Raw genomic sequence first — 20318 nt, 5'->3', positions numbered from 1 at the left:
AGTATGGCCGGATCGGCGACGACGAACCTGAGTGGATCTACTGCTCGCCGAGGGTTTTCTGCAGGGCCTTGTTCGCCTTGCGGGCCATGTCCGCGACGGCCTCTCGGCGCGCGGCGTCGGCGGCGTAGTCGTCTTCGCGGTTACGCACCACGCGGGCCGGCATGCCGACGGCGATCGAGTAGTCCGGGATGTCACCACGGACGACCGCGTGGGCGCCGAGCACACAACCGCGGCCGATGCGGGTGCCCTTCAGCACGCTGACCTTGGTGCCGAGCCAGGTGTCCGGGCCGATGCGGACCGGCGTCTTCACGATGCCCTGGTCCTTGATCGGGACGTGGATGTCCGAAATGACGTGGTCGAAGTCACAGATGTACACCCAGTCGGCGACCAGCGTGGCCGCGCCGAGCTCGATGTCCAGGTAGCAGTTGATGACGTTCTGGCGGCCGAACACGGACTTGTCGCCGATCCGCAGCGAACCCTCGTGGCAGCGGATGGCGTTGCCGTCGCCGATGTGCACCCAGCGGCCGATCTCCAGCCGCCCGTAGCCGGGGCGGCAGTGGATCTCGACGTCCTTCCCGAGGAAGAGCATCCCGCGCAGGATGATGTGCGGGTTGGCGAGCCGGAACTTGAGCAGCCGGTAGTACCGAACCAGGTACCAGGGCGTGTACGCGCGGTTGCGCAGTACCCAGCGCAGCGAGTCGGCGGTCAGGAACTTCGCCTGCCGCGGGTCGCGGCGGGCCTGCCGCCAGGCCCGCACCCGCGAAAGAGCGGGCGCACCCCACATCGACGTCATGCCGGTGACCGTAACCTGTGTACGGGACGGGTTCACAGGCAAGGGGAGCTGGATGGGCACGAAGCTGATCATCGACACCGACCCGGGCGTCGACGACGCGCTGGCGATCGCGCTCGCCGCGGTCTCGCCGGACGTCGACCTGCTGGGCGTGACGACCGTGTTCGGCAACGTGCCCCTGGACAAGACCACCGCGAACGCCCGGCGGCTGCTCGAGCTGTTCGGCCGCACCGACGTGCCGGTCGCGGCCGGCGCGGCCCGCCCGCTGGTGTACTCGAAGCCGCGTGACGCGAAAGAGGTCCACGGCGGCGACGGCCTGTCCGGGCACGGTGACACGCTGCCCGACGCGACCCGGCCGCTCGACGAGCGCGACGCCGTCGGCCTGATGCTCGCGCTGCTCGAGGCGGCGGACGAGCCGGTGACGATCGCGCCGATCGGACCACTGACGAACATCGCCGCACTGCTGGCCGCCCACCCGGGCGCGCGGGAGAAGATCGCGCGGCTGGTGGTCATGGGCGGTGGTGTCACTTTCGGCAACAGCACGACGGCGGCCGAGTTCAACATCTGGAGCGACCCCGAGGCGGCCCGGCGGGTGCTGGTCGAGGAGGACGTCCCGGTGGTGCTGGTGCCGCTGGACCTCACGCACCGCTGCGCCGTCGACGCCGAGTGGCTAGCGAAGCTCGCCGCGTCCGGGCCGGTCGGCGCGACGCTCGAAGGCCTCACCTCCACCTACCGCCGGCACTACACGCGGGTCTTCGGTGAAGACCGGATGGTCATGCACGACGCCGTCGCCGTCGCGGAGGCGATTTCGCCCGGGATCCTGCACACCGAGACCTACCGGGTCGACGTCGACTGCGGGCTGGGGCCGGCGCGCGGCCAGACCCTGGTCGATCGGCGGCAACTCGGCGAAGACGATCCGCAGTTCTCCCCCGGGCGGCTGATCGACGTCGCGATGGACACCGACCTCGACGGCCTCCGCGGCTTCGTGCTCGACCGGCTGACCGGGGCCGCGCGGTGAGCGACGAGCCCGTGGTCGTCCCGGAGGACACAGAGGACCCGAAGGACACCGAAGCGAGAGCGCCCCACCGCCGGAAGGCCGGGATCGTGGTGGCCGCGGTGGTCGTGATCGCGGCCGCGCTCGTGGTCGCGATCCAGTTCGCGCCGAAGCAGGAGACGGCCGAGAACGCCGCCGCGACGGCCGCGCCGACGCCGTCGACGACCGTGGTCCCGAAGACGACCACGCCGACGCCGACCCAGCCGAAGGTGCCGCAGGCCAGCGAGTTCGACGCCTGGGCGTCCAAGACCAGCCAGTGGCTCGACATCCCGCTGCGCGCGATGACCGGCTACGCCAAGGCCACGGTGACGCTTACCAAGGAGATCCCCGGCTGTCACCTGTCGTGGGTGACGCTGGCGGCGGTCGGGAAGGTCACCTCCGACCACGGCCGCGCGCAGGGCAGGCACATCGCCGAGACCGGCGCGATGGACAAGGCGCTCGGCACGATCGAGGTGCACGACTTCTACAACAAGGTCGTCTCGACGGCGAACGCCGCCGGGCCGATGCAGCTGTCGCCGTCGATCTGGGCCAAGTACAAGGCGAGCGCGAACGGGAGCGGCCCGGACGTCCAGAACATCGACGACGCCGCGCTGACCACGGGCCGCGCGCTGTGCGCCGACGGCCACGACCTCTCCCAGGGCCAGACCTGGTGGGACTCGGTGAGCGCGTTGCAGTCGGCGCCGCTGTTCCTGCACCGGACGCTGGCGACGGTCAACGTCTACGGCACGGTCGGCCAGGGCTCGGCCGCGCCGAACGCGGCGGTGCTGAGCGCGGTCAACTTCGCCATCGACAAGATCGGCCTCCCCTACATCTGGGGCGGCAACGGCACCGGCGGCAACGACCCGGGCTTCGACTGCTCGGGCCTGACGACGGCGGCGTACGCGAGCGCGGGCGTCAAGCTGATGCGGACGGCCGACACGCAGTACCGCAGCGTCTCGCACGTGACCGAGCCGCAGCTGGGCGACCTGATCTTCTACGGCGAGCCGACGACGAAGATCCACCACGTCGGGCTGTACATCGGCAACCAGCAGATGATCGACGCGCCGCAGACCGGGCAGGCCGTGCAGGTCCACAGCTACCGCAAGGACGGCGACGACTACGCCGGCGCGGGCCGTCCGACCGCCTGATCCACCGCGGCCGGAAAGCGTTGGACGGGGTGCGGGCCGGGCGGTAGCTTGCACTCGAACCGTGACACGTCCGAGGAGGTGAGACCCATGAACGCAGTAGCGATGTGGGTGCTCCCCCTGCCGTCACGGCCGGGCGACTGACGCAGGTGTCGCCGGGAGCGCCGCCACCAGGCACTCCCGAAAGGCACCACCATGGATTCTTCGTCCCTCAGCTTCGACGTGATCGTCGCCGGGTGCGGGCCGGCTGGCGCGATGCTGGCCGCCGAACTGCGGCTGCACGACGTACGGGTACTCGTCCTGGAGAGGGAAACCGAGCCCGTTTCGTTCGTCCGCATCGTCGGCCTGCACATCCGCAGCCTCGAACTGATGGCCATGCGCGGGCTGCTGGATCGCCTGCTCGAACACGGAAGAAAGCGTCCGGCCGCCGGATTCTTCGCCGCCATCGGCAAACCCGTGCCCCCGGGCCTGGATTCCGCGCACGCCTACCTGTTGGGCATTCCGCAGCCGGTCATCGTCCGGCTCCTCGAAGAGCACGCGATCGACCTCGGTGCGCAGGTCCGGCGCGGGTGCACGGTGACCGGGTTCGAGCAGGACGACGAGGGCGTGACCGTCGAGCTGGACACCGGCGAGCAGCTGCGTTCGCGGTATTTCGTCGGCTGTGACGGCGCGCGCAGTACCGTGCGCAAACTGCTCGGCGTCGGCTTTCCCGGCGAGCCCTCGCGGACCGACACGCTGATGGGCGAGCTGAAAGCGGAGGCGCCGCCGGAGGAGATCGCCGCCAAGGTGGCCGAAATCAGCGAGACCCGCAAGCCGTTCTGGCTCAGGCCCTTCGGCGAAGGGGTCTACAGCGTCGTGGTCCCTGCGGCTGGTGTCAGCGATCGGGCGGAACCGCCCACCCTCGACGACTTCAAACGCCAGCTGCGCGCCATCGCCGGGACGGATTTCGGGGTGCATTCGCCGCGCTGGTTGTCGCGTTTCGGCGACGCCACCCGGCTGGCCGAGCGGTATCGGGTCGGGCGGGTGCTGCTGGCCGGCGACGCGGCGCACATCCACCCGCCGACCGGTGGGCAGGGCCTCAACCTGGGCGTTCAGGACGCGTTCAACCTCGGCTGGAAACTGGCCGCGCAGGTCCGCGGCTGGGCGCCGGAAGGACTGCTGGACACGTACGAGGCCGAACGTCATCCGGTCGCCGCGGACGTCCTGGACAACACCCGGGCCCAGATGGAGCTGATGTCCCCCGAGCCGGGTGCGCAAGCCGTGCGCCGGCTGCTCACCGAATTGATGGACTTCGACGAGGTGAATCGCTATTTGATCGAAAAGATCACTTCGATCGACATCCGCTACGACTTCGGTGACGGCCCCGACTTGCTCGGGCGACGTCTGCGCGACATCGACGTGAAGGACGGTCGCCTCTACGACCTGATGCACCGCGGCCGTGGTCTGCTTTTGGACCGCACCGAACGTCTGACCGCCGGTGGGTGGTCGGAGCGGGTCGACCACCTTGCGGATCCCACCGCGGCGGTGGATGTGCCGGGCGTCTTGCTGCGTCCAGACGGTCACGTCGCCTGGATCGGCGACGATCAGCGGGACCTGGACGACCACCTCGCCCGCTGGTTCGGCGAGCCCGTCTGAGCGTGTGCCGCGCGCCGCCGGGTGCGGCGCGCGGCACGGCTCACCTGGTCACGAGCCCGCTACGTCAAGAAGCAGCTTCGCGGCCACCGTCGCCCCGTCGTCGCGGATCGTGCCGGCCACCGCCGCCGCTTGGGCTCGGGTCTCCGGGGCCAGGGCCGTGGCGAACGCGGCCGACAACGACTCGGCCGTTGGTGCCGGGTTCTCGTGCGCCACGCCGATGCCCAGCTCGGCCACCCTCGCGGCCCAGTACGGCTGGTCCGCGATGCGGGGCACCACGACCTGGGGCACGCCGGCTCGGGCGGCCGTCGTCGTGGTGCCCGCGCCGCCGTGGTGGACCACCGCGGCCACCCGGCGGAACAGCGCCTGCTGGTTGACCTCGCCGACGACGAAGCAGTCGTCGGCGTCGTCGATCGCCTCCAGGCCGGCCCAGCCGCGGCCGAGGACGACCCGGCGGCCCTGCGCACGGGCCGCCTCGGTGGCTTCGCGGGCGATGCCCGCCGGGGCGTACGCGGCCATGCTGCCGAAGCTCACGTACACCGGCGGTTCGCCGGCGTCCAGGAACGCCTCCAGGCCATCCGGCAGCGGCCGGTCGTCGGGCAGGATCCACGCCCCGGACTGCACCAGGTCGAAGTTCGTCATGCCTTCGGACGGGCACAGCGCCGGGTCCGCCGCCAGCCACGGCCGCTCGGTGAAGACGTGGTCGCGGACGTTGTCCACCGGCGGCAGGCCGATCGCCGCCCGGTGGCTGTTGAGCGCCGGGCCGTACAACCCGTTCACCGCCGCGGCGTCCTGCTCCCACCTTTCCTCGATGGTGGTCTCCTCCCCCGGCACCGGCGTGCCCGGCCGCAGTCCCGGGGCGAACTTTCGCGACGGCAGCCCGAAGATGTGGAAGCACGCGTACACGTACGGGATGCCCCGCTTTTCGGCCACGTCCCGGGCACCCGCCGGCAGCAGGCCGGTCGCCACCACGACGTCACATTTCCCGGCTACCGCACCGAGCGTTTCGAACCGCGCGGCAACCAGTGCCGGAGCGAGCTTGAACGCATCTTTCCCCGTCGGCGGCTTCGGGCCGGCCACCACCGAATGCACCGTCGGGCCGAGCGGCACCAGCGGCACGCCCGCCCGGTCCAGCAGCTTCACGAAATCCTCGTCCGGTGGCGCAGCCACCAGCGCTTCCGCACCCAGTTCCCGCAACGCCACCGCGAGCCCCACCAGCGGTTCGACGTCCCCTCGTGATCCCCACGTCGTCAGCAAAACACGCACCGCAGAATCCCCATTTCCCCTGTTTTCCGGCTTACGGCGGGCAATTCTGCGGCATCACCCCGGCCTTGCCGCAAGCCCCGGGGTCGGCTATAAATTGAAGGGGGCGGAGAAATAGTCCTTTCACGCCAGGTCGTCGTTCGCCCCGCTCACCCAGGCGATGTAGCGCTCCGCGGAGCGGCGTACCGCGCCCTTGGCATCTTCGGGGACCACGCCGCCCAGCAGGCCGTACACGCGATCGAACTCGTACGGTTCGAGCCGCTCGACGATCCGCCGCACCAGGCCCGCGGAAAGCGGGATCATGTTCGGGTAGCTGCGCATGAACGTCACCCACCGCGCATCGGCCACCGGCACGATCGTGTCCCCGGTCAGCAGCAGATTGCCGGTGCCGTTTTCGACGTGGGCCACCGCGGCGCCGGGGAAATGGCCGCCCGCCTCGACGAGCGTCACCCCGGGCAGGATCCGCTCGGTGCCCGACCACTCCCGCAGCACCGGGTCCTCGCGCCGCACCCACCGCCGGTCGGCGGCGTGCACCAGCACCGGGACACGCCCGAGCCGGTGGCTCCAGCTGACCTGCGAGCCGTACATGTGCGGGTGGCTGGCCACGATCACGGCGGCACCGCCCAGCTCCTCGATCTTCGCGGCCAGCGTCGCGTCGAGGTGGTTCGGCGGATCCCACAGCAGGTTGCCTTCGGACGTCGGCACGAGGTGCGTCCACTGGCCGATGCCGAACCGCGGTTCGCGGTTGAACCGGTGCAGTCCGGGTTCCGGTTCCTGGTGCACGACCTCGTGCCCGTCGGCCGCGAGCTTGTCCAGCGTCGTCCACTGTTGACCGGTGGTGGGCACCCACTGCCGTTCGTCCGCGCAGATCGCGCACGTGCCGGCCGGGGGCCGTTCGGTGTCGGGGTGCTCGACCCCGCAGGTTCCACAGATCCAGATCGTCATGGGGCCAGTCTTGAAGCTCCAGCGTGGTCGAGGTCAAGGAACGACGTCAGCAGCGGCGCCAGCACGTCCGGGCGGTCCAGCGGCACGATGTGACCACAGTCCTCGACGAGGTGCTCGGTGAGGTCGTCGGCGATCGGCCGGAGCTGGCGGGCGAGGGTGTCACCGACCGGGTGGGCGCCGATCGCCAGGGTCGGCACCGTGAGACGGCCGGCCGCGACGGCGTCCGCGATCTGCGCGGCGCTCGCGGGCATCGCCCGGTAGTGGTCGAACGCGCACCGGAGGGACTCGCGGCCGCGGTAGGCGGCGACGAAGTGCTCGCGGATCTCCGGCGGCACCCCGCGGCCCCGGGTGCCCGCGTCGAGGAACCAGCCGACGTACTCGGCCTCGTGCCCGGCCAGCACCGTCTCGGCCAGCCCCGGCACGGCGTGGAAACCGAACCACCACGGCGGCCCGCCGGCGAGGAAGGCTTCGGCGCCGGGCAGGTGGCCCAGCAACGACTCCATCAGGACGAGCCGCCGGACGCGCTCGGGACGTCGCATCGCCAGCAGGAACGCGGGCGGCGTGCCCGCGTCGATGCCGACGACGGACGCCGTCGGCACGTCCAGCGCGTCGAGGAGGGCTTCGGCGTCCGCGGCGAGGTTCCCGGCGTCGTAGCCGCCGGTGGCGCGCGTGGTCGCGCCGAGACCACGCAGGTCCGGCGCGAGGACCCGGTGGTCGCGGGCCAGGTGCGGGATGACCGCGGACCAGAGCCGCCAGGTGTGCGGGAAGCCGTGCAACAGCAGGACCGCGGGCCCTTCGCCGTCGTCGGCCACGGCGATCTCGATGCCGTTCGCCTCGACCCGATACTCGCGCACGCTGCCTCCCGAGAAGGTGGTTACCATTGGTTACCGGCAAACGGTAGGTAACGGCTTCCGAAGAGCCAAGACGGCACTTTCACGACAGGTGGTGAGCTCCAGGTGACCCCCTCCGGCCGAGGCGACCTGTTCGACCCGAAGTGCCCGACGCGCCGGCTGCTGGACCGGATCGGCACGAAGTGGACGTCGATGGCGGTCAAGGTGCTGGCCGAGGCCGGCCCGGCCGAGGTGCGGTTCGCCGAGCTGCAACGGCGGATGCCGGGCGTCTCCCAGAAGATGCTGTCGGTGACGCTGCAGAGCCTGACGCGCGACGGCCTGGTCGCGCGCCGGGTGGAGCCGACGGTGCCGCCGAAGGTGCACTACCGGCTGACCGACCTGGGCCGGTCGCTCGAAGTGCCGCTCGCCGCGTTGCGGAACTGGGCCGAGCAGAACATGGCGGCCATCGACCGGGCGCGTGACGTCAGCCCGGGATAGCGCAGGGCTTTCCCGCGGCCAGGGACTCGGTGGACGTCGTGAAGATCGTTTCCAGGCGGTCGCGGGTCGAGGTCAAGTCGCCGATGCGGGCGGTCATGCGGTCGCGTTCGGCGGCGAGGCGGTCGAGCAGCTCCGGCGTCACCTCGCCGGTGACGACGCACGGCAGGATGCCGACGATCGTCCGGCTCGACAGGCCCGCCGCGTAGAGCTCCTGGATCAGCTCGACGCGCCCCACGGCGCCGTCGGGGTACTGCCGCTGCCCGCTCGGGCTGCGCTCGGACGTCAGCAGGTGCTGCTGCTCGTAGTACCGCAGCGCCCGGACGCTCACCCCCGTCTTCGTGGCCAGTTCACCGATTCGCACGCTTGCCCCTGACGTCGACGTCAGGTCTTAGCGTAGCCCGCATGACCGAAATCCACGGAAAGCACGACAGCCGCTTCGACGACGTCCGCGCCGCGCTCGAGAAGAACGTGACCTCGGGTGACGAGTTGGGCGCGTCCCTCGTCATCGACCTCGACGGCGAGGTCGTGGCCGATCTCTGGGGCGGCTTCCGCGACCAGGCCCGCACCGTCGCGTGGGACGAGCACACCATCACCAACGTCTGGTCGACGACGAAGACCGTGACCAGCCTGGCCGCCCTGATGCTCGTCGACCGTGGTGACCTCGACGTCCACGCGCCGGTCGCGCGGTACTGGCCGGAGTTCGCCGCCAACGGCAAGGAGAGCGTGGAAGTCCGGCACCTGCTCTCGCACACGTCCGGCGTCTCCGGCCTCGAGCAGCCCGCGGTCGTCGAAGACCTCTACGACCTCGAGACGTCGACGGCCCGGCTGGCCGCGCAGGCGCCGTGGTGGACGCCCGGGACGGCTTCCGGTTACCACGCGTCGAACTTCGGGCACCTGGTCGGCGAGGTCGTCCGCCGGGTGAGCGGGAAGCCGCTCAAGGCGTTCGTCGCCGAGGAGATCGCCGGGCCGCTGGGCGCGGACTTCCAGATCGGCGCCGCCGAGGCGGACTGGGGCCGGATCGCCGACGTCGTCCCGCCGCCGCCGGCGCAGTTCGACCTCGAAGCGCTGGGTGCGGACAACGTGATCGTCAAGACGCTGACCGGCCCGGCCATCGACGCGGAGGCTGCCAACACGCCCGCGTGGCGCCGCGCGGACCTCGGCGCCGTGAACGGGCACGGCAACGCGCGTTCGGTCGCGCGGATCCTCTCGGCCCTCGCGCTGGGCGGCACGGTCGACGGCGTCCGCCTGCTCGGCCCGGACACGATCGAGCTGATCTTCGAGGAGCAGGCCAACGGCGTCGACCTCGGGCTCGGCGTCCCGCTGCGCTGGGGCATCGGCTACGGGCTGCCGCTGTGCGAGGCGGTGCCGTCGATCCCGGACGGCCGCATCTGCTTCTGGGGCGGCTGGGGCGGTTCGATGATCATCACCGACCTCGACCGGCGCCTGACCATCTCGTACATGATGAACAAGATGGGCCCGGGCATCATCGGCTCCGACCGCAGCGGCACGTACGTCCAGGCGGTTTACGACGCGCTGGGATAATCCCGGCATGGACTCGGGGACGACCACGCAGCTGATCACCGTGGGCGCGACGCTCGGCGGGGTGGTGCTCACCCTGCTGACGAACACGTTCGTGGAGAGCCGGAAGCTGAAGGCGACCCAGCGGGTCGAAGCGCAGAAGCGGGCCACGGACCAGGCCAACTGGCTGCGCGACGAGCGGGTCAAGGCCTACGCGGGCCTGTCGACGGCGAGCGAGGAAGCGTTCCAGCTGATCCGGTCAGAGTTCATTGGGCTGCAGGAGGACCGACCCGCGATCGAGGCCCGGTGGCGCGAACGCCGCAACGAGCTTCGCAAGGCCTACAACCAGGTGGAGCTGTTCGGCACCGACGAACCACGCCGCCGCGGCAAGGAGCTGTGGAAGGCCGCCCGCAACGGGGTGAACGGCGTCTTCGCCGAACTGGATGCCGGGGAACCGCTGGTGCAGCGGGAAAGCCTCGACCGGGTGCTGACGGGGATCAGCGAAGCGGGCGAACGGTTCCTGGAGGCGTGCCGCGCCGACGTCCAGGGCACGGCCGAGGAGCGCTGAGCCCTCGTCAGGCCGGCCCGGCGAGGCCGATCAGGTTGCCCTCCGGGTCGGTGAAGTGGGCGACGACCAGGTCGCGGCCGGGCGCGCGGTCCGGGCCCATGCGGCGCTTGCCGCCGAGGCGTTCGGCCTGCTCCAGCGCGGCCGCGACGTCCGGAACGCCCACGTAGAACACGGTTTGCCGCGCGAAGGACGCGCCGCCGCCCACTCCGCCGGGGATGCCACCTGTTTCCACGAAGCCGTAGTCGCCCGGCTCCGACACCTGGTCCGACACCGGGCCGGACGTGTCGTACTCCCAGCCGAACAGCTCGGCGTAGTACCCGCGCAGGCGCGCCGGGTCGGTGCCGATGATCTCGAAGTGCACGACGGGGGCGGCCATGGCCGGTTCCTTCCGTTCGACGTCCGGAGCTTCACCGTAGGCTAAACTAGTTGTTAAAAACAACCTCGGAGTTGTAAATTAGCTCCATGCCGACCAGCCGGACCTACGGAGACGCGTGCGCCACCGCCCGCGCGCTCGACGTCGTCGGGGAGCGATGGGCCCTGCTCGTCGTGCGCGAGCTTTTACTGGGGCCGCAACGGTTCTCCGACGTCCGCCGCGCGCTGCCGGGCGCCAGCTCGAACCTGGTCACCGACCGGCTCCGCGAGCTTGAGGGCCGGGGCGTCGTGACCCGCCGGACGCTACCGCCGCCCGCCGGTTCGACGGTCTACGAGCTGACCGCGTGGGGCCGCGAGCTGGAGCCGATCGTGCTCGCGCTGGGCGCCTGGGCCGTGAACGTCCCGCTCCCCGAGCCCGCGACGCTCGGCGCGACGTCCGTGCTGCTGTTCCTCCGCGGCTCCGCCCGCCCGCGCGGTTCGGCTTGCTACCGCGTCGAACTGGACAGTCGCGTGTGGACGGTCCGCACCGAACCCGGCCGGCTGACCGTCGAGCCGGGCGAACCCGCGGCACCGGACGCCGTCGTCCGGACCGATCCCGTCACGTTGAACGCCCTCCTCGAGAACCCGGCCGGCTTCGACGCCGCGATCGCGGACGGCCGCGTCGAGATCGAGGGCAGCAAGAAGGCCGTCCGCAAGCTGCTGCGCGAGCACGCTTAGGCGAACTCGGCGGCGTGGTCCTCGGCCCAGACGGCGAAGCCGCGAGCCGGCCGGCCGGTCACTTCCAGGACGGTCTCCGTGGTCGGCTGCGGCCGGTCCACCAGCGCCGCCAGCCTCCGGATCCGCGCTTCGACGACGTCCGCGGAGCCGACCGTGCCCAGGCCCCGGGCCTCGAACGCCGTCGTCAGCTCGCGGCGGTAGTCGTCGAGGTCCTGGCGTTCGACGCTGACCGGACGGCCGATGGCGTGGCCGATCAGCTCGGCGTGGCGCCGCACGGTCAGCGATTCGGGCCCGGTCAGCGTGTACGCCGCTTTGAGGTGCCCGGACGACGTCAGCGCGCACACGGCGACGGCGGCGATGTCCGCTTCGTGGATCAACGCCGCCTGCGAGTCCGGGAACGGGTCGCGCACCACGCCGGCCGACCGGATCGCCTCGGCCCACAGCAACCGGTTGGCCGCGAACCCGACGGGACGCAGGAAGGTCCACGGGATCCCTGAGTCGCGCACGGCCTGTTCGGCTTCGCCGTGGGCGCGGGTGATGGCGTCTTCCGACGCGGGATCGGCGCCCGCCGCGGACAGCAAGACCACCTGCGCCAGGCCGCCCGCGTGGGCGAGGAACCCGCCGAGCCCCGCCGTCCCGGCGTACAGGAACACCTTCGTGACGCCGTTCAGCGCGGCCTCCCAGCTTTCGGGCCGGGACAGGTCGGCCGCCACCACCTCGACGCCGCCGGGCAGCCGGGCGCGGCCCGGGTCCCGTCCGGCCGCCCGTACGTCCTGCCCCGCGTCCAGCAGCTTTCCCACCAGCGCGCGGGCGACGTTCCCGCGGGCTCCGGTCACCAGAATCGTCATGCTTCCCAGGCTGGTCCCGATCCGGCCGGCCGGGGTAGGCCAACCGGTACCACCCCGGGGCGGGGTGATGATGGCACCGTGGACAGGGTGGAACTGAGCGGTTTCCTGCGCAGCCGCCGCGACCGGCTGCGACCGGCCGACGTCGGGCTGGTGCCCGGCCCGCGGCGGCAGACGCCGGGGTTGCGGCGGGCGGAGGTCGCGCTGCTGGCCGGGATCTCCGTCGACTACTACGTGCGGCTCGAACAGGGCCGCGGGCCACGGCCGTCGGAGCAGGTCCTGACCGCGCTCGGCCGGGCGCTGCGGCTGACCGGCGACGAGCACGCCTACCTCCGGCGGCTGACCCACCCGGTGCCGATGACCCCGCCGCGCGAGGTGCCCGCCAACGTCCTGCGGCTGCTCGAGCGCCTCGGTGACGTGCCGGCGATGGTGATCGACGCCGGTTTCGACATGGTCGCCTGGAACCGGATGCTCGTCGCGCTGATCGGTGACCCGACGGCGTGGCCGCCGCGGCGCCGCAACCGGCTGCGACGGCTGTTCGACACCGGAGACACGATCACCGGCAACCGGCTGGACCTGGCCCGGCTGTGCGTCGCGGACCTGCGCGCGGGCGGGCGGTACCCGGCCGATCCGGCGGTCCGCTCCCTCGTGGACGAGCTGCGGGAAACGAGCCCGGAGTTCGCCCGGCTGTGGGCCGAGCGGGAGGTCGAAGTGCAGCGGACGCTGACCAAGCGGACCGTGCACCCGGTGGCCGGGGCGCTGGAGCTGGACTGCGAGATCCTCGCGGTCCCGGGCCACGAGCACCGGCTGCTCGTCTACACCGCGGCGCCGGGCACTTCGTCGGCCGAAGGGCTGCGACGGCTGGCCTCCCTCAGTGAGGGGGCGAGCAAGAAGATCCCGAGCGTCACCACGACCGCCGACGACAACGCCCAGTGCAGCCCGACCCGCGTCGCCAGCGCCCCGACCAGCACCGGCTCGACGAGGAACCCGAGGTAACCGCAGGCGGCGACGGCAGCCACCGCCTGGCCCGGCCTGTCCGCCTGCTTGCGGCTCGCCACGCTCCACGCGATCGGCACGATCCCGGCCACGCCGAGCCCGACCACGGCGAAGCCCAGCACCACCGCGACCGGCCACGGCGCGAACAGGACCACGGCGAACCCCAGCACCGCGACCGCCGTGGCCACGCGGGCGAACCGCACCGCGCCCGTCCGTGCGACGATCCGGTCCGCGACCAGCCGGATCGCGATCATGGTCGTCGAGAAGGCGAAATAGCCCAGCGACGCCAACGCGGGTGCCGCGCCCGTGACGTCGGCGAGGTACACCGCGCTCCAGCTGTTGACCGCGCCCTCGGCGACGAACCCGCAGAACGCGATCACGCCGAGCGGCACCAGCGCACGGCTCGGCCACGCGAACGCCGCCTCACCCTGACCGCGATCCGCGCCGGTGAGGAACCGCGTGCGCGCGGCCCACAACGCGAGTGCCAGCAGCATCGCGCCGGCGATCGGGAAGTGCACCGACACCGGGACGTGCGCGGCCTCCATCAGCGCGTCCACGCCGGAGCCCGCGAGGCCGCCGATGTTCCAGAAGGCGTGGAATCCGGCGAAGATCGGCCGGCCGTACCCCTCCTCGACGCGCGCCGCGTGCGCGTTCATCGCGACGTCGAGCAGGCTGTTGCCGACGCCGAGCACGACCAGCGCGGCGACGAACACCGGCGCCGACCAGGCGAACGCGACCAGCGGCAGTCCGGCGCACAGCACGACGGCGCCGAGCACGACGGCCGCGCGGCTGCCGATCCGGGCGAGCAGCGCGCCGGCACCGAGCAGCGCCAGCACCGACCCGGCGGCCAGCCCGAACAACCCCGTCGCCAGCTGCCCGGTGCTCAACCCCAGCTGCGCCTGCACCGCCGGCACCCGGGCCAGCCAGGTCGCGAACGCCGCGCCGCAGACCGCGAACACGACCGAGACCCCCAGCCGGGCGCGCTTCAGCTCCCCCGCCATGCGGCCACCCTACGGATTGCCCTGACGTCCGTGGCGAGCCGGGAAGACGCCGGCCGGATCGCGCGCGGGCTCCCGTAGGTGACCGAGGAGAGCGCTTGCCGTTTCCCACCGATCCTCGTCGAACTCGACCGCGTCGACGTGCCGACGCTCGGCGAGGTGCTGACCGAAGCCTGGTTGTGCCGGGCGCCGAACAGCTTGCCAAGGAATGGCTCGAAAGCGGCTAAACTTCGGCGTTCGCTCCGCATCTGCGGGATCTGGGAGGTCGGATGCTGTTCCGCGTACTCGCCCTGACGACCGTGCTGCTCGCCGGGACCACGACCGCCGCCGGGGCGTCGACCCGGACGCTCACCGTCGAAGGCGCGGTGACGACTCCGGCGTCCTACACCAGCGCTCAGCTGAAAGCGCTCGGCGAGACGACGTATCCGCAGGTCACCGGCGTCGACCTGACCAAGGTGGTCGCCGCCGCGGCGCCCGTCCTGCCGCCGGGCAAGAACACCGCGCTGCGCGTGACCGTGACGGTCACCGGCGCCGCGCACCGCTCGGTCACCTTTGCCCTCGCCGAACTCGACCCGGCCTTCGGCAACCACCCCGCCGTGCTCACCACCGGCCGCGACGTCGACCTCGTCGTCCCCGGCGACCGCGACCGCAGCCGCCGCGTGGACGACGTCCGGTCCGTCCGGGTCGCCGTGTCCGCGGCCCAGAAGGCCGAGCGGGCGGTACGGATCACGACCGCGCACCGGTCCGTCACGCTGCCGCCGTCGCTGTTGAAGCTGCTGCCCTCCCGCACCGTGACCGCGACCTTCGCGTCGGGGACAGGCCAGCAGACGCACACCGAAACCGGGCCGTCGCTCCGGCTGGTCCTGCTGGTCGCCGGCGTCCTGCCGCGGCCGGACACCACGGTGGTCGCGGTCGGCGACGACGGGTACGGCGCCGCGGTCACGCTCGCCGAGGAGTCCACGGGCGGGCGGCCGCTGCTGCTGTCCACCGCGGAGGACGGCACCGCGCTCACGCTGCCGCGGCTCGTCCCGCTGGGCGACGTCAAGGGCGGCCGGTACGTCTCCGGGGTGACGGCGCTCGACGTGCGCTGACCTCAGATGTGGTGCACCGACTCGACGGTGTACAGCTGCGGGTCGGCCTGCGCGATGTCCAGCGCCGCCTTCATGTGCCCCTGGCACGCGGGGTCGGCGAGCATCGCGCGAAACGCGCCTTCGCTCTCCCACTGCGCGTAATTGACGACGCGGGTGCCGTCGGCGCCGGCGTGGATGTTCGCCGAGACGAAGCCCGGCTGGTGCCGCATCGTCTCTTCGGTCGCCTCGGTCAGCAGGTCCACCAGCTCATGCTGCCGCGCGGGCTCGACCGTGAAGACGTTGATCAGGGTCGTCAGCTTCGCTTCGGTGTCGATCGTCGTGGTTGCCATGCGTGCTCCTAGGCGCCCAGCTGGCGCTGAACCAGGCCTGCACCGACCGGCTGCGGCCGCTCGAGCTGTCAATGTCGCAGTACACCGTACTCCGCGCTCGACGACCACCCGGCGCGTCGTCGGCCGAACTTGCCCGGATCACCTTCGTCACGCGGCAGTCGCTGCGGGACGTCCTCGGTGGGCTGCGGTCGGCCGGCCTGGTCACCGTGGCCGAGCAGGCGACCACCGGGCGCGCCCGGCCCGTGACCCTGACGACGTCCGGCCGCGCGAAGCTGCACGCCGCCGACGAGCTCGTCGCCGAGGCCGAGACGCGGATGCGTATCTGCGTCGCGAACCTGACTTGACCGGACCCGTATAGTCGGAACCGACTAATAGGGAGCGACTGACGACCATGGCAGCCCGCAAGATCCGCAACACCCTGGCGCTGGCCCTGCTGGGCCTGCTGCTCGAACGCCCGATGCACCCGTACGAAATGGCGTCCACGCTGCGCGAACGCAACAAGGACACCAGCTTCAAGATCAACCCCGGCTCGCTCTACGACACCGTGGAGTCCCTGGCCAAGCACCGCTGGATCGAGCCCGTCGAGACGGTCCGGGAGGGCAACCGGCCGGAGCGGACCGTCTACGCCCACACCGAGCTCGGCCGGCAGGAGTTCGTCGCGTGGCTCGACGAACTGGTGCGCGTCCCGGTCGACGAGTACCCGAAGTTCGTCGCGGCCGTGGCCTACCTCGGCGCGCTCGGCCCGGAGCGGGCCGCCGACGCGCTGGAGGAACGCGCCCGGCACCTCGCCGAACGGGTCGAAGGCGCGGAGACGGCGCTGGCGGACACGGTCGGCCAGGGGGCGCCGCGGCTGTTCATGATCGAGGTCGAGTACGTCAAGCACGCGTGGCAGGCCGAACTCCATTGGGCGCGCCACACCGCCGCCGAAATCCGCAGTGGCTCCCTGCCCTGGCCCGAACACTTCTGAGGGGAAGACCGTGCCCGATCTCGAAACCGACGTCCTCGTCGCCGGCGCCGGACCCGCCGGCCTGCTGCTCGCCGCGGAGCTCGCGCTCGCCGGCGTGCGCACCACCGTCGTCGAACGGAACCCGGAAAAGCCGCCGTACTGCCGGGGTTTCAACCTGAACTCACGCTCGCTCGACCTGCTGGCCCGGCGCGGGCTGGCCGAAGGCCTGGTCGCCGAGGGCCACCGGGTGCCGCACGCGCCGGCCACCGGGATGCCGGGGCCACTGCTGCTCGACGGCGCCGCGACCGACCACCCGTTCTCGCTCGGCATCCCGCAGACCCGCGTCGAAGAGGTCCTGGAGGCGCGGGCACGGGAACTCGGCGCGGACCTGTTGCCCGGTCACGAACTGAAGAGCTTCACCCAGGACGAGGACGGCGTCACCGTCAAAATCGACAATGGACGGACGATCCGCGCGCGGTACCTCGTCGGCTGCGACGGCGGGCGCAGCACCGTGCGCAAGCAGGCCGGGATCGGCTTCCCCGGCGTCGACGCCCGGTGGTTCGCGCTGCTCGGCGACGTCGAATGCGAGCTGCCGTACGGGGTTTCGGCCGGACCGGACGGCCGGACGCTGTTCGTCATCCCGCGACCGGGGTACGTCCGGATCGTCGTGCGGGAGGACGATCCGCCCGCGGACAAGGACACCCCGGTCACGCTCGGCCGGCTCCAGTCCCAAGTGGACAGCGTGCTCGGCCGGCACGTCGAGCTGCGCGCACCGCGCTGGCTGACCCGGTTCGGCGACGCCGCGCGGCTGGCCGAGCGCTACCGCGAGGGCCGCGTCCTGCTGGCCGGCGACGCCGCGCACATCCACCCGCCGGCCGGGGCGATCGGCGTCAACGTCGCCCTCGACGACGCGTTCAACCTCGGCTGGAAACTCGCCGCGACGGTGCGCGGGACCGCGCCGGACGGCCTGCTCGACAGCTACCACACCGAGCGACACGCGGCGGGGGAACACATCCTGGCCAACACCCGCGCGCAGGTCGCGCTCGAAGAGGCCGGGCCGGAACCGCTGGCCGACCTGATGCGCCGCGTCGCCGCGCACCCGGGCGGCAACCGCGCGCTGGCCGAGATCATCACCGGGCTCGACGCCCGCTACGAACCCGGGGACCACCCGTGGCTCGGCCGACTCGCGCCGGACATCCCGTTGCGGGGCCCCGAAACGCACCTCGCCGCCCTGCTGCACCCGGGACGTCCGGTACTGCTGGACCTGACCGACGATCACCACTTCGCCGCGTGGTCACCGGGAATCGACGTGGTCGCCGCACAGTCCACTTCGGACGTACGGGCGCTGCTGCTGCGCCCGGACGGGCACGTCGCCTGGCTGACGACCGGCTCGGACGGCACCGGCCTGGCGGAGGCGATCCACCGCTGGGTGGGCGACGTCCCGGTTCCGGCGACGGCGTAGGACGGGTCAGCGCGGGCGGTCCAGCACCGCCCGCCGCTCCCGCCGTCCCTCGAGGGTGAACGTGCTGTGCGTCGTGAACCCCAGCTTCTCGACGACCCGGCCCGACGCCTCGTTCGCCGGCTCGTAGACCGCCAGCAGCCGGTCCGCGAACCCGGACGCGAAGACGTGGTCCCGCACCGCTTTCGTCGCCTCGGTCGCGTAACCGCGGCCCCAGCACGGCCGCGCGATCCACCAGCCCATCTCCACCGCGGGATGCCCGATGCCCGACTCGACGCCGTCGCGGCACACCAGCGCGACCACGCCGTCGAACGAACCGGGCGCCGCCGACACGGCGAACCAGCCGAAGCCGTGCTCGGCCCAGTGCTCGATCGTCGCGCGGTGCTTGGCGAGGGTGTACTCGCGGGTCCACGGCTCGCCGGTGCCGACGTACCGGACGGTCTCGGGCACCTGGGCCATCGCGAACAGGTCGTCGAAGAAGTCGTCGGACCAGGGGTGCAGCGTCAGCCGTTCCGTGGTGATGCGCATCGCGCCGAGTCTAGGACTCCTTGAGCAGCACGGCGATCCCGTCGAGCTGCACCCGGAGGCCGAACTCGAACGCCTCGTCGAGGTCGACGTCGCTCAGCCCGGTGATCGTCTCGGTGAGCGCCGGGAACCGGCCCGACTCCAGGTGCCCGACCAGCACGGCCATGTCGGCCTCGAGCCGCTGGGAGCCGGTGATGCCGGTGTCCAGCTCGGCCTCGACCTCGAACGCGTGGCTGACGGCGAGCCCGCCGACCCAGCCGTTGAGCGTCATGATCACCTGCAGCCGCGTGCGGCGGTGCAGCCCGGTGCCGGCCAGCGCCCGCAGCATCCAGTCGACCAGCCGCAGCCCGCTCGCGACGACCGGCGGCCGCACCAGCGAGTGCAGCATCACCGGCGCCAGCCACGGGTGCCGCCGGTACGCGCGCCACTGCGTCCGCGCGGCCAGCTCCAGCCGCGGGCGCCACTCGGCCGGCCCCGGTTCGGGCAGCTCCTCGGCGCCGAGCGCGGTGTCGGCCATCAGCCGCACCAGCTCCTCCTTGTCCGGGACGTGCCGGTACAGCGCCATCGGCCCGACCCCGAGCTCGGCGGCGAGCCGGCGCATCGACAGCGCCCCGCGGCCCTCGGCGTCCGCCAGCGCGATGGCCGCGCGGACGAGCCGCGCGCGGCCCAGCGGGGGTTTCTGCGGGGTCCGGTCGCTCACCACGGTGCCGCTGCCCGGCACCGCGCGCACCCAGCCCTGCTCACCCAGCACGGTCAGCGCCTTCGCCGCGGTTGCCATGGCCACGCCCCACTCGCGGACCAGCGACCGGGTGGACGGCACGCGCTCGCCGGGCCTCAGCTCACCGGCGGTGATCCGGCGGCGCAGGTCCGCCGCGATCCGCAGGTACGGCGCCTGCTCGGCCACGAACACCCCGATCCGTACTAGAACACTTCCCCCTCACACCTAGAACGGTTTCAGGGTACTCCCCCATTGTCGTCAGCAAGGATTGTCGCGTCCTCCCGCTGGTCAATACGGTGCGGATACACCGTAAGAGACAGGGGGACGGCATGACCACGACCGAGAAGCCGGCGTCGACCGGGGAGGCCCGGCGCAGCACAGCGTGGTGGCGGCGCCCGTGGGTGTTCCCGCTGGGGCTGCTGGTCACCGTGTTCCTGGTGTACTCGCTGCCGCCCTACCTCGGGCTGGACCCCGCCGAGTCGCGGATCCCGGCCCCGGCGGGCGTCGGCTGGTACTACCCGGTGCTGGTGACGCACATCGGCTTCGCGACCATCGCGATGGTGACCTGCTCGCTGCAGATCTGGCCGTGGCTGCGGCGGAAGCACCCGGTGGTGCACCGCCGGACCGGCCGCGTGTACGTCTTCGCGGGCGCCATCCCGGCGTCCATCGCGGGCTTCGCGATCGCCGTCGCCGCGCCGTTCGGGCCGGTCGGGGCGGTGTCGAACGTCCTGCTCGCGACGCTCTGGTTCGGCTGCACCGTGCAGGGCTACCGGATGGCGCGCGCCCGGCGCTTCGGCGACCACCGGCGCTGGATGATCCGCAGCTTCGTGCTGTGCATGTCCATCATCAGCAACCGGATCTGGGGCGTGCTGTGGGCGATCGTGTTCGCGCCGCAGCTGGACACGACGTTCGGCGGCAGCGAGCTGGCGATGGGCCAGGCGATCGCCGGGGTCACGACGTGGACGGGCTGGGTGATCCCCTTCCTGATCGCCCAGTGGTGGCTGGAGCGGGGGCGCCGTCGCACTCCGGCGGCCGCGTGAGCACGGGTGGAACCGGTCTCCGGGGCCGGTTCCGCCCGTCACCGGCGGTCATGCCCCCGA

General features: G+C 72.1%; 23 protein-coding genes and 1 pseudogene. 13 read left to right on the top strand and 11 right to left on the bottom strand.

The features are described from left to right. Positions 1 to 37: 37 nt before the first annotated feature. Positions 38 to 793, bottom strand: coding sequence for an acyltransferase (locus VA596_RS48675; RefSeq protein WP_323337498.1), 756 nt, complete (start codon positions 791 to 793; stop codon positions 38 to 40). A gap of 52 nt (positions 794 to 845) precedes the next feature. Here VA596_RS48675 and VA596_RS48670 point away from each other — a divergent pair, with 52 nt between their 5' ends. From VA596_RS48670 to rox, 3 genes are all read left to right on the top strand, one after another. Further along, on the top strand, positions 846 to 1808 hold the full coding sequence (locus VA596_RS48670; RefSeq protein ID WP_323337496.1) for a nucleoside hydrolase: 963 nt from the start codon (positions 846 to 848) through the stop codon (positions 1806 to 1808). Further along, complete coding sequence (locus tag VA596_RS48665; RefSeq protein ID WP_410172002.1) at positions 1805 to 2971, top strand: C40 family peptidase; 1167 nt, start codon at positions 1805 to 1807, stop codon at positions 2969 to 2971. Before VA596_RS48670 ends, VA596_RS48665 begins: the two co-directional genes overlap by 4 nt. A gap of 192 nt (positions 2972 to 3163) precedes the next feature. Beyond that, complete coding sequence (gene rox / locus VA596_RS48660) at positions 3164 to 4603, top strand: rifampin monooxygenase (RefSeq protein WP_323337494.1); 1440 nt, start codon at positions 3164 to 3166, stop codon at positions 4601 to 4603. 48 nt (positions 4604 to 4651) lie between these two features. Here the strand turns inward: rox and VA596_RS48655 are convergent, their stop codons facing one another. The 3 genes from VA596_RS48655 to VA596_RS48645 form a co-directional block, all read right to left on the bottom strand. After that, positions 4652 to 5866, bottom strand: a complete 1215-nt coding sequence (locus VA596_RS48655; RefSeq protein ID WP_323337492.1) for a glycosyltransferase — start codon at positions 5864 to 5866, stop codon at positions 4652 to 4654. A 120-nt stretch (positions 5867 to 5986) separates the two neighbouring features. After that, positions 5987 to 6808: an MBL fold metallo-hydrolase gene (locus VA596_RS48650; protein WP_323337490.1), complete on the bottom strand. Its 822-nt coding sequence runs from the start codon at positions 6806 to 6808 to the stop codon at positions 5987 to 5989. Next, positions 6805 to 7662 carry an alpha/beta fold hydrolase gene (locus VA596_RS48645; protein ID WP_323337488.1) on the bottom strand — a complete coding sequence of 286 codons (858 nt, stop codon included), beginning with the start codon at positions 7660 to 7662 and terminating at the stop codon, positions 6805 to 6807. Before VA596_RS48645 ends, VA596_RS48650 begins: the two co-directional genes overlap by 4 nt. A 102-nt stretch (positions 7663 to 7764) precedes the next feature. On the opposite strand from VA596_RS48645, the gene VA596_RS48640 reads away from it, so the two are divergent. After that, the gene (locus tag VA596_RS48640) at positions 7765 to 8136 is read left to right on the top strand and encodes a winged helix-turn-helix transcriptional regulator (protein WP_323337487.1); all 372 of its coding nucleotides are present in this window, start codon (positions 7765 to 7767) and stop codon (positions 8134 to 8136) included. Here VA596_RS48640 and VA596_RS48635 read toward each other — a convergent pair. After that, positions 8123 to 8497, bottom strand: coding sequence for a MerR family transcriptional regulator (locus tag VA596_RS48635; protein ID WP_323337485.1), 375 nt, complete (start codon positions 8495 to 8497; stop codon positions 8123 to 8125). The two genes, VA596_RS48640 and VA596_RS48635, sit on opposite strands and share 14 nt — an antisense overlap. A gap of 41 nt (positions 8498 to 8538) precedes the next feature. Here VA596_RS48635 and VA596_RS48630 point away from each other — a divergent pair, with 41 nt between their 5' ends. Both VA596_RS48630 and VA596_RS48625 read left to right on the top strand, forming a co-directional pair. Continuing rightward, the gene (locus VA596_RS48630; protein WP_323337483.1) at positions 8539 to 9678 is read left to right on the top strand and encodes a serine hydrolase domain-containing protein; all 1140 of its coding nucleotides are present in this window, start codon (positions 8539 to 8541) and stop codon (positions 9676 to 9678) included. Positions 9679 to 9685: 7 nt separating this feature from the next. Beyond that, on the top strand, positions 9686 to 10222 hold the full coding sequence (locus tag VA596_RS48625) for a hypothetical protein (protein ID WP_323337481.1): 537 nt from the start codon (positions 9686 to 9688) through the stop codon (positions 10220 to 10222). Between the two features lie 7 nt (positions 10223 to 10229). Here VA596_RS48625 and VA596_RS48620 read toward each other — a convergent pair whose 3' ends face one another. Beyond that, positions 10230 to 10598: a VOC family protein gene (locus VA596_RS48620; RefSeq protein ID WP_323337479.1), complete on the bottom strand. Its 369-nt coding sequence runs from the start codon at positions 10596 to 10598 to the stop codon at positions 10230 to 10232. 86 nt (positions 10599 to 10684) lie between these two features. Between VA596_RS48620 and VA596_RS48615 the strand changes: the two genes are divergently transcribed. After that, complete coding sequence (locus VA596_RS48615) at positions 10685 to 11311, top strand: winged helix-turn-helix transcriptional regulator (RefSeq protein ID WP_323337477.1); 627 nt, start codon at positions 10685 to 10687, stop codon at positions 11309 to 11311. Here VA596_RS48615 and VA596_RS48610 read toward each other — a convergent pair. Beyond that, positions 11308 to 12159: an SDR family oxidoreductase gene (locus tag VA596_RS48610; RefSeq protein ID WP_323337475.1), complete on the bottom strand. Its 852-nt coding sequence runs from the start codon at positions 12157 to 12159 to the stop codon at positions 11308 to 11310. The two genes, VA596_RS48615 and VA596_RS48610, sit on opposite strands and share 4 nt — an antisense overlap. Before the next feature lie 78 nt (positions 12160 to 12237). Between VA596_RS48610 and VA596_RS48605 the strand changes: the two are divergent. Beyond that, positions 12238 to 12960: pseudogene (locus VA596_RS48605) on the top strand (helix-turn-helix transcriptional regulator); the annotation flags it as partial. A gap of 11 nt (positions 12961 to 12971) precedes the next feature. On the opposite strand, the gene VA596_RS48600 reads toward VA596_RS48605, so the two are convergent. Beyond that, a complete protein-coding gene (locus VA596_RS48600) occupies positions 12972 to 14153 on the bottom strand; it encodes an MFS transporter (protein ID WP_323337473.1) in 1182 nt (393 codons plus the stop codon). A 266-nt stretch (positions 14154 to 14419) separates the two neighbouring features. On the opposite strand from VA596_RS48600, the gene VA596_RS48595 reads away from it, so the two are divergent. After that, complete coding sequence (locus VA596_RS48595; RefSeq protein ID WP_323337471.1) at positions 14420 to 15241, top strand: hypothetical protein; 822 nt, start codon at positions 14420 to 14422, stop codon at positions 15239 to 15241. Between the two features lie 2 nt (positions 15242 to 15243). On the opposite strand, the gene VA596_RS48590 is transcribed toward VA596_RS48595, so the two are convergent. Then, positions 15244 to 15570, bottom strand: a complete 327-nt coding sequence (locus VA596_RS48590; protein ID WP_323337470.1) for an antibiotic biosynthesis monooxygenase family protein — start codon at positions 15568 to 15570, stop codon at positions 15244 to 15246. A gap of 2 nt (positions 15571 to 15572) precedes the next feature. Here VA596_RS48590 and VA596_RS48585 point away from each other — a divergent pair, with 2 nt between their 5' ends. Genes VA596_RS48585 through VA596_RS48575 form a run of 3 tightly spaced genes read left to right on the top strand, consistent with a single transcriptional unit; the run spans position 15573 to position 17978 of the window. Next, positions 15573 to 15914, top strand: coding sequence for a MarR family winged helix-turn-helix transcriptional regulator (locus tag VA596_RS48585; protein WP_323337468.1), 342 nt, complete (start codon positions 15573 to 15575; stop codon positions 15912 to 15914). A 47-nt stretch (positions 15915 to 15961) separates the two neighbouring features. Further along, on the top strand, positions 15962 to 16537 hold the full coding sequence (locus VA596_RS48580; protein WP_323337466.1) for a PadR family transcriptional regulator: 576 nt from the start codon (positions 15962 to 15964) through the stop codon (positions 16535 to 16537). Positions 16538 to 16547: 10 nt separating this feature from the next. Beyond that, positions 16548 to 17978: an FAD-dependent monooxygenase gene (locus VA596_RS48575; RefSeq protein ID WP_323337465.1), complete on the top strand. Its 1431-nt coding sequence runs from the start codon at positions 16548 to 16550 to the stop codon at positions 17976 to 17978. Between the two features lie 6 nt (positions 17979 to 17984). Here VA596_RS48575 and VA596_RS48570 read toward each other — a convergent pair whose 3' ends face one another. Together VA596_RS48570 and VA596_RS48565 are read right to left on the bottom strand one after the other, a co-directional pair. Then, a complete protein-coding gene (locus VA596_RS48570; RefSeq protein WP_323337463.1) occupies positions 17985 to 18503 on the bottom strand; it encodes a GNAT family N-acetyltransferase in 519 nt (172 codons plus the stop codon). A gap of 10 nt (positions 18504 to 18513) precedes the next feature. Then, positions 18514 to 19410 (bottom strand): TetR/AcrR family transcriptional regulator C-terminal domain-containing protein, encoded by an 897-nt coding sequence (locus tag VA596_RS48565; RefSeq protein WP_323337461.1) that lies wholly within the window; start codon positions 19408 to 19410, stop codon positions 18514 to 18516. A 137-nt stretch (positions 19411 to 19547) separates the two neighbouring features. Between VA596_RS48565 and VA596_RS48560 the strand changes: the two genes are divergently transcribed. Next, complete coding sequence (locus VA596_RS48560) at positions 19548 to 20258, top strand: DUF2306 domain-containing protein (protein WP_323337459.1); 711 nt, start codon at positions 19548 to 19550, stop codon at positions 20256 to 20258. Positions 20259 to 20318 lie beyond the last annotated feature (60 nt).

The organism is Amycolatopsis heterodermiae, assembly GCF_034929455.1.
Taxonomy (GTDB): Bacteria; Actinomycetota; Actinomycetes; order Mycobacteriales; family Pseudonocardiaceae; genus Amycolatopsis; species Amycolatopsis heterodermiae.
Note: the sequence above shows the minus strand (reverse complement) of the source record. Positions and strands in the feature narration are given on the sequence as shown.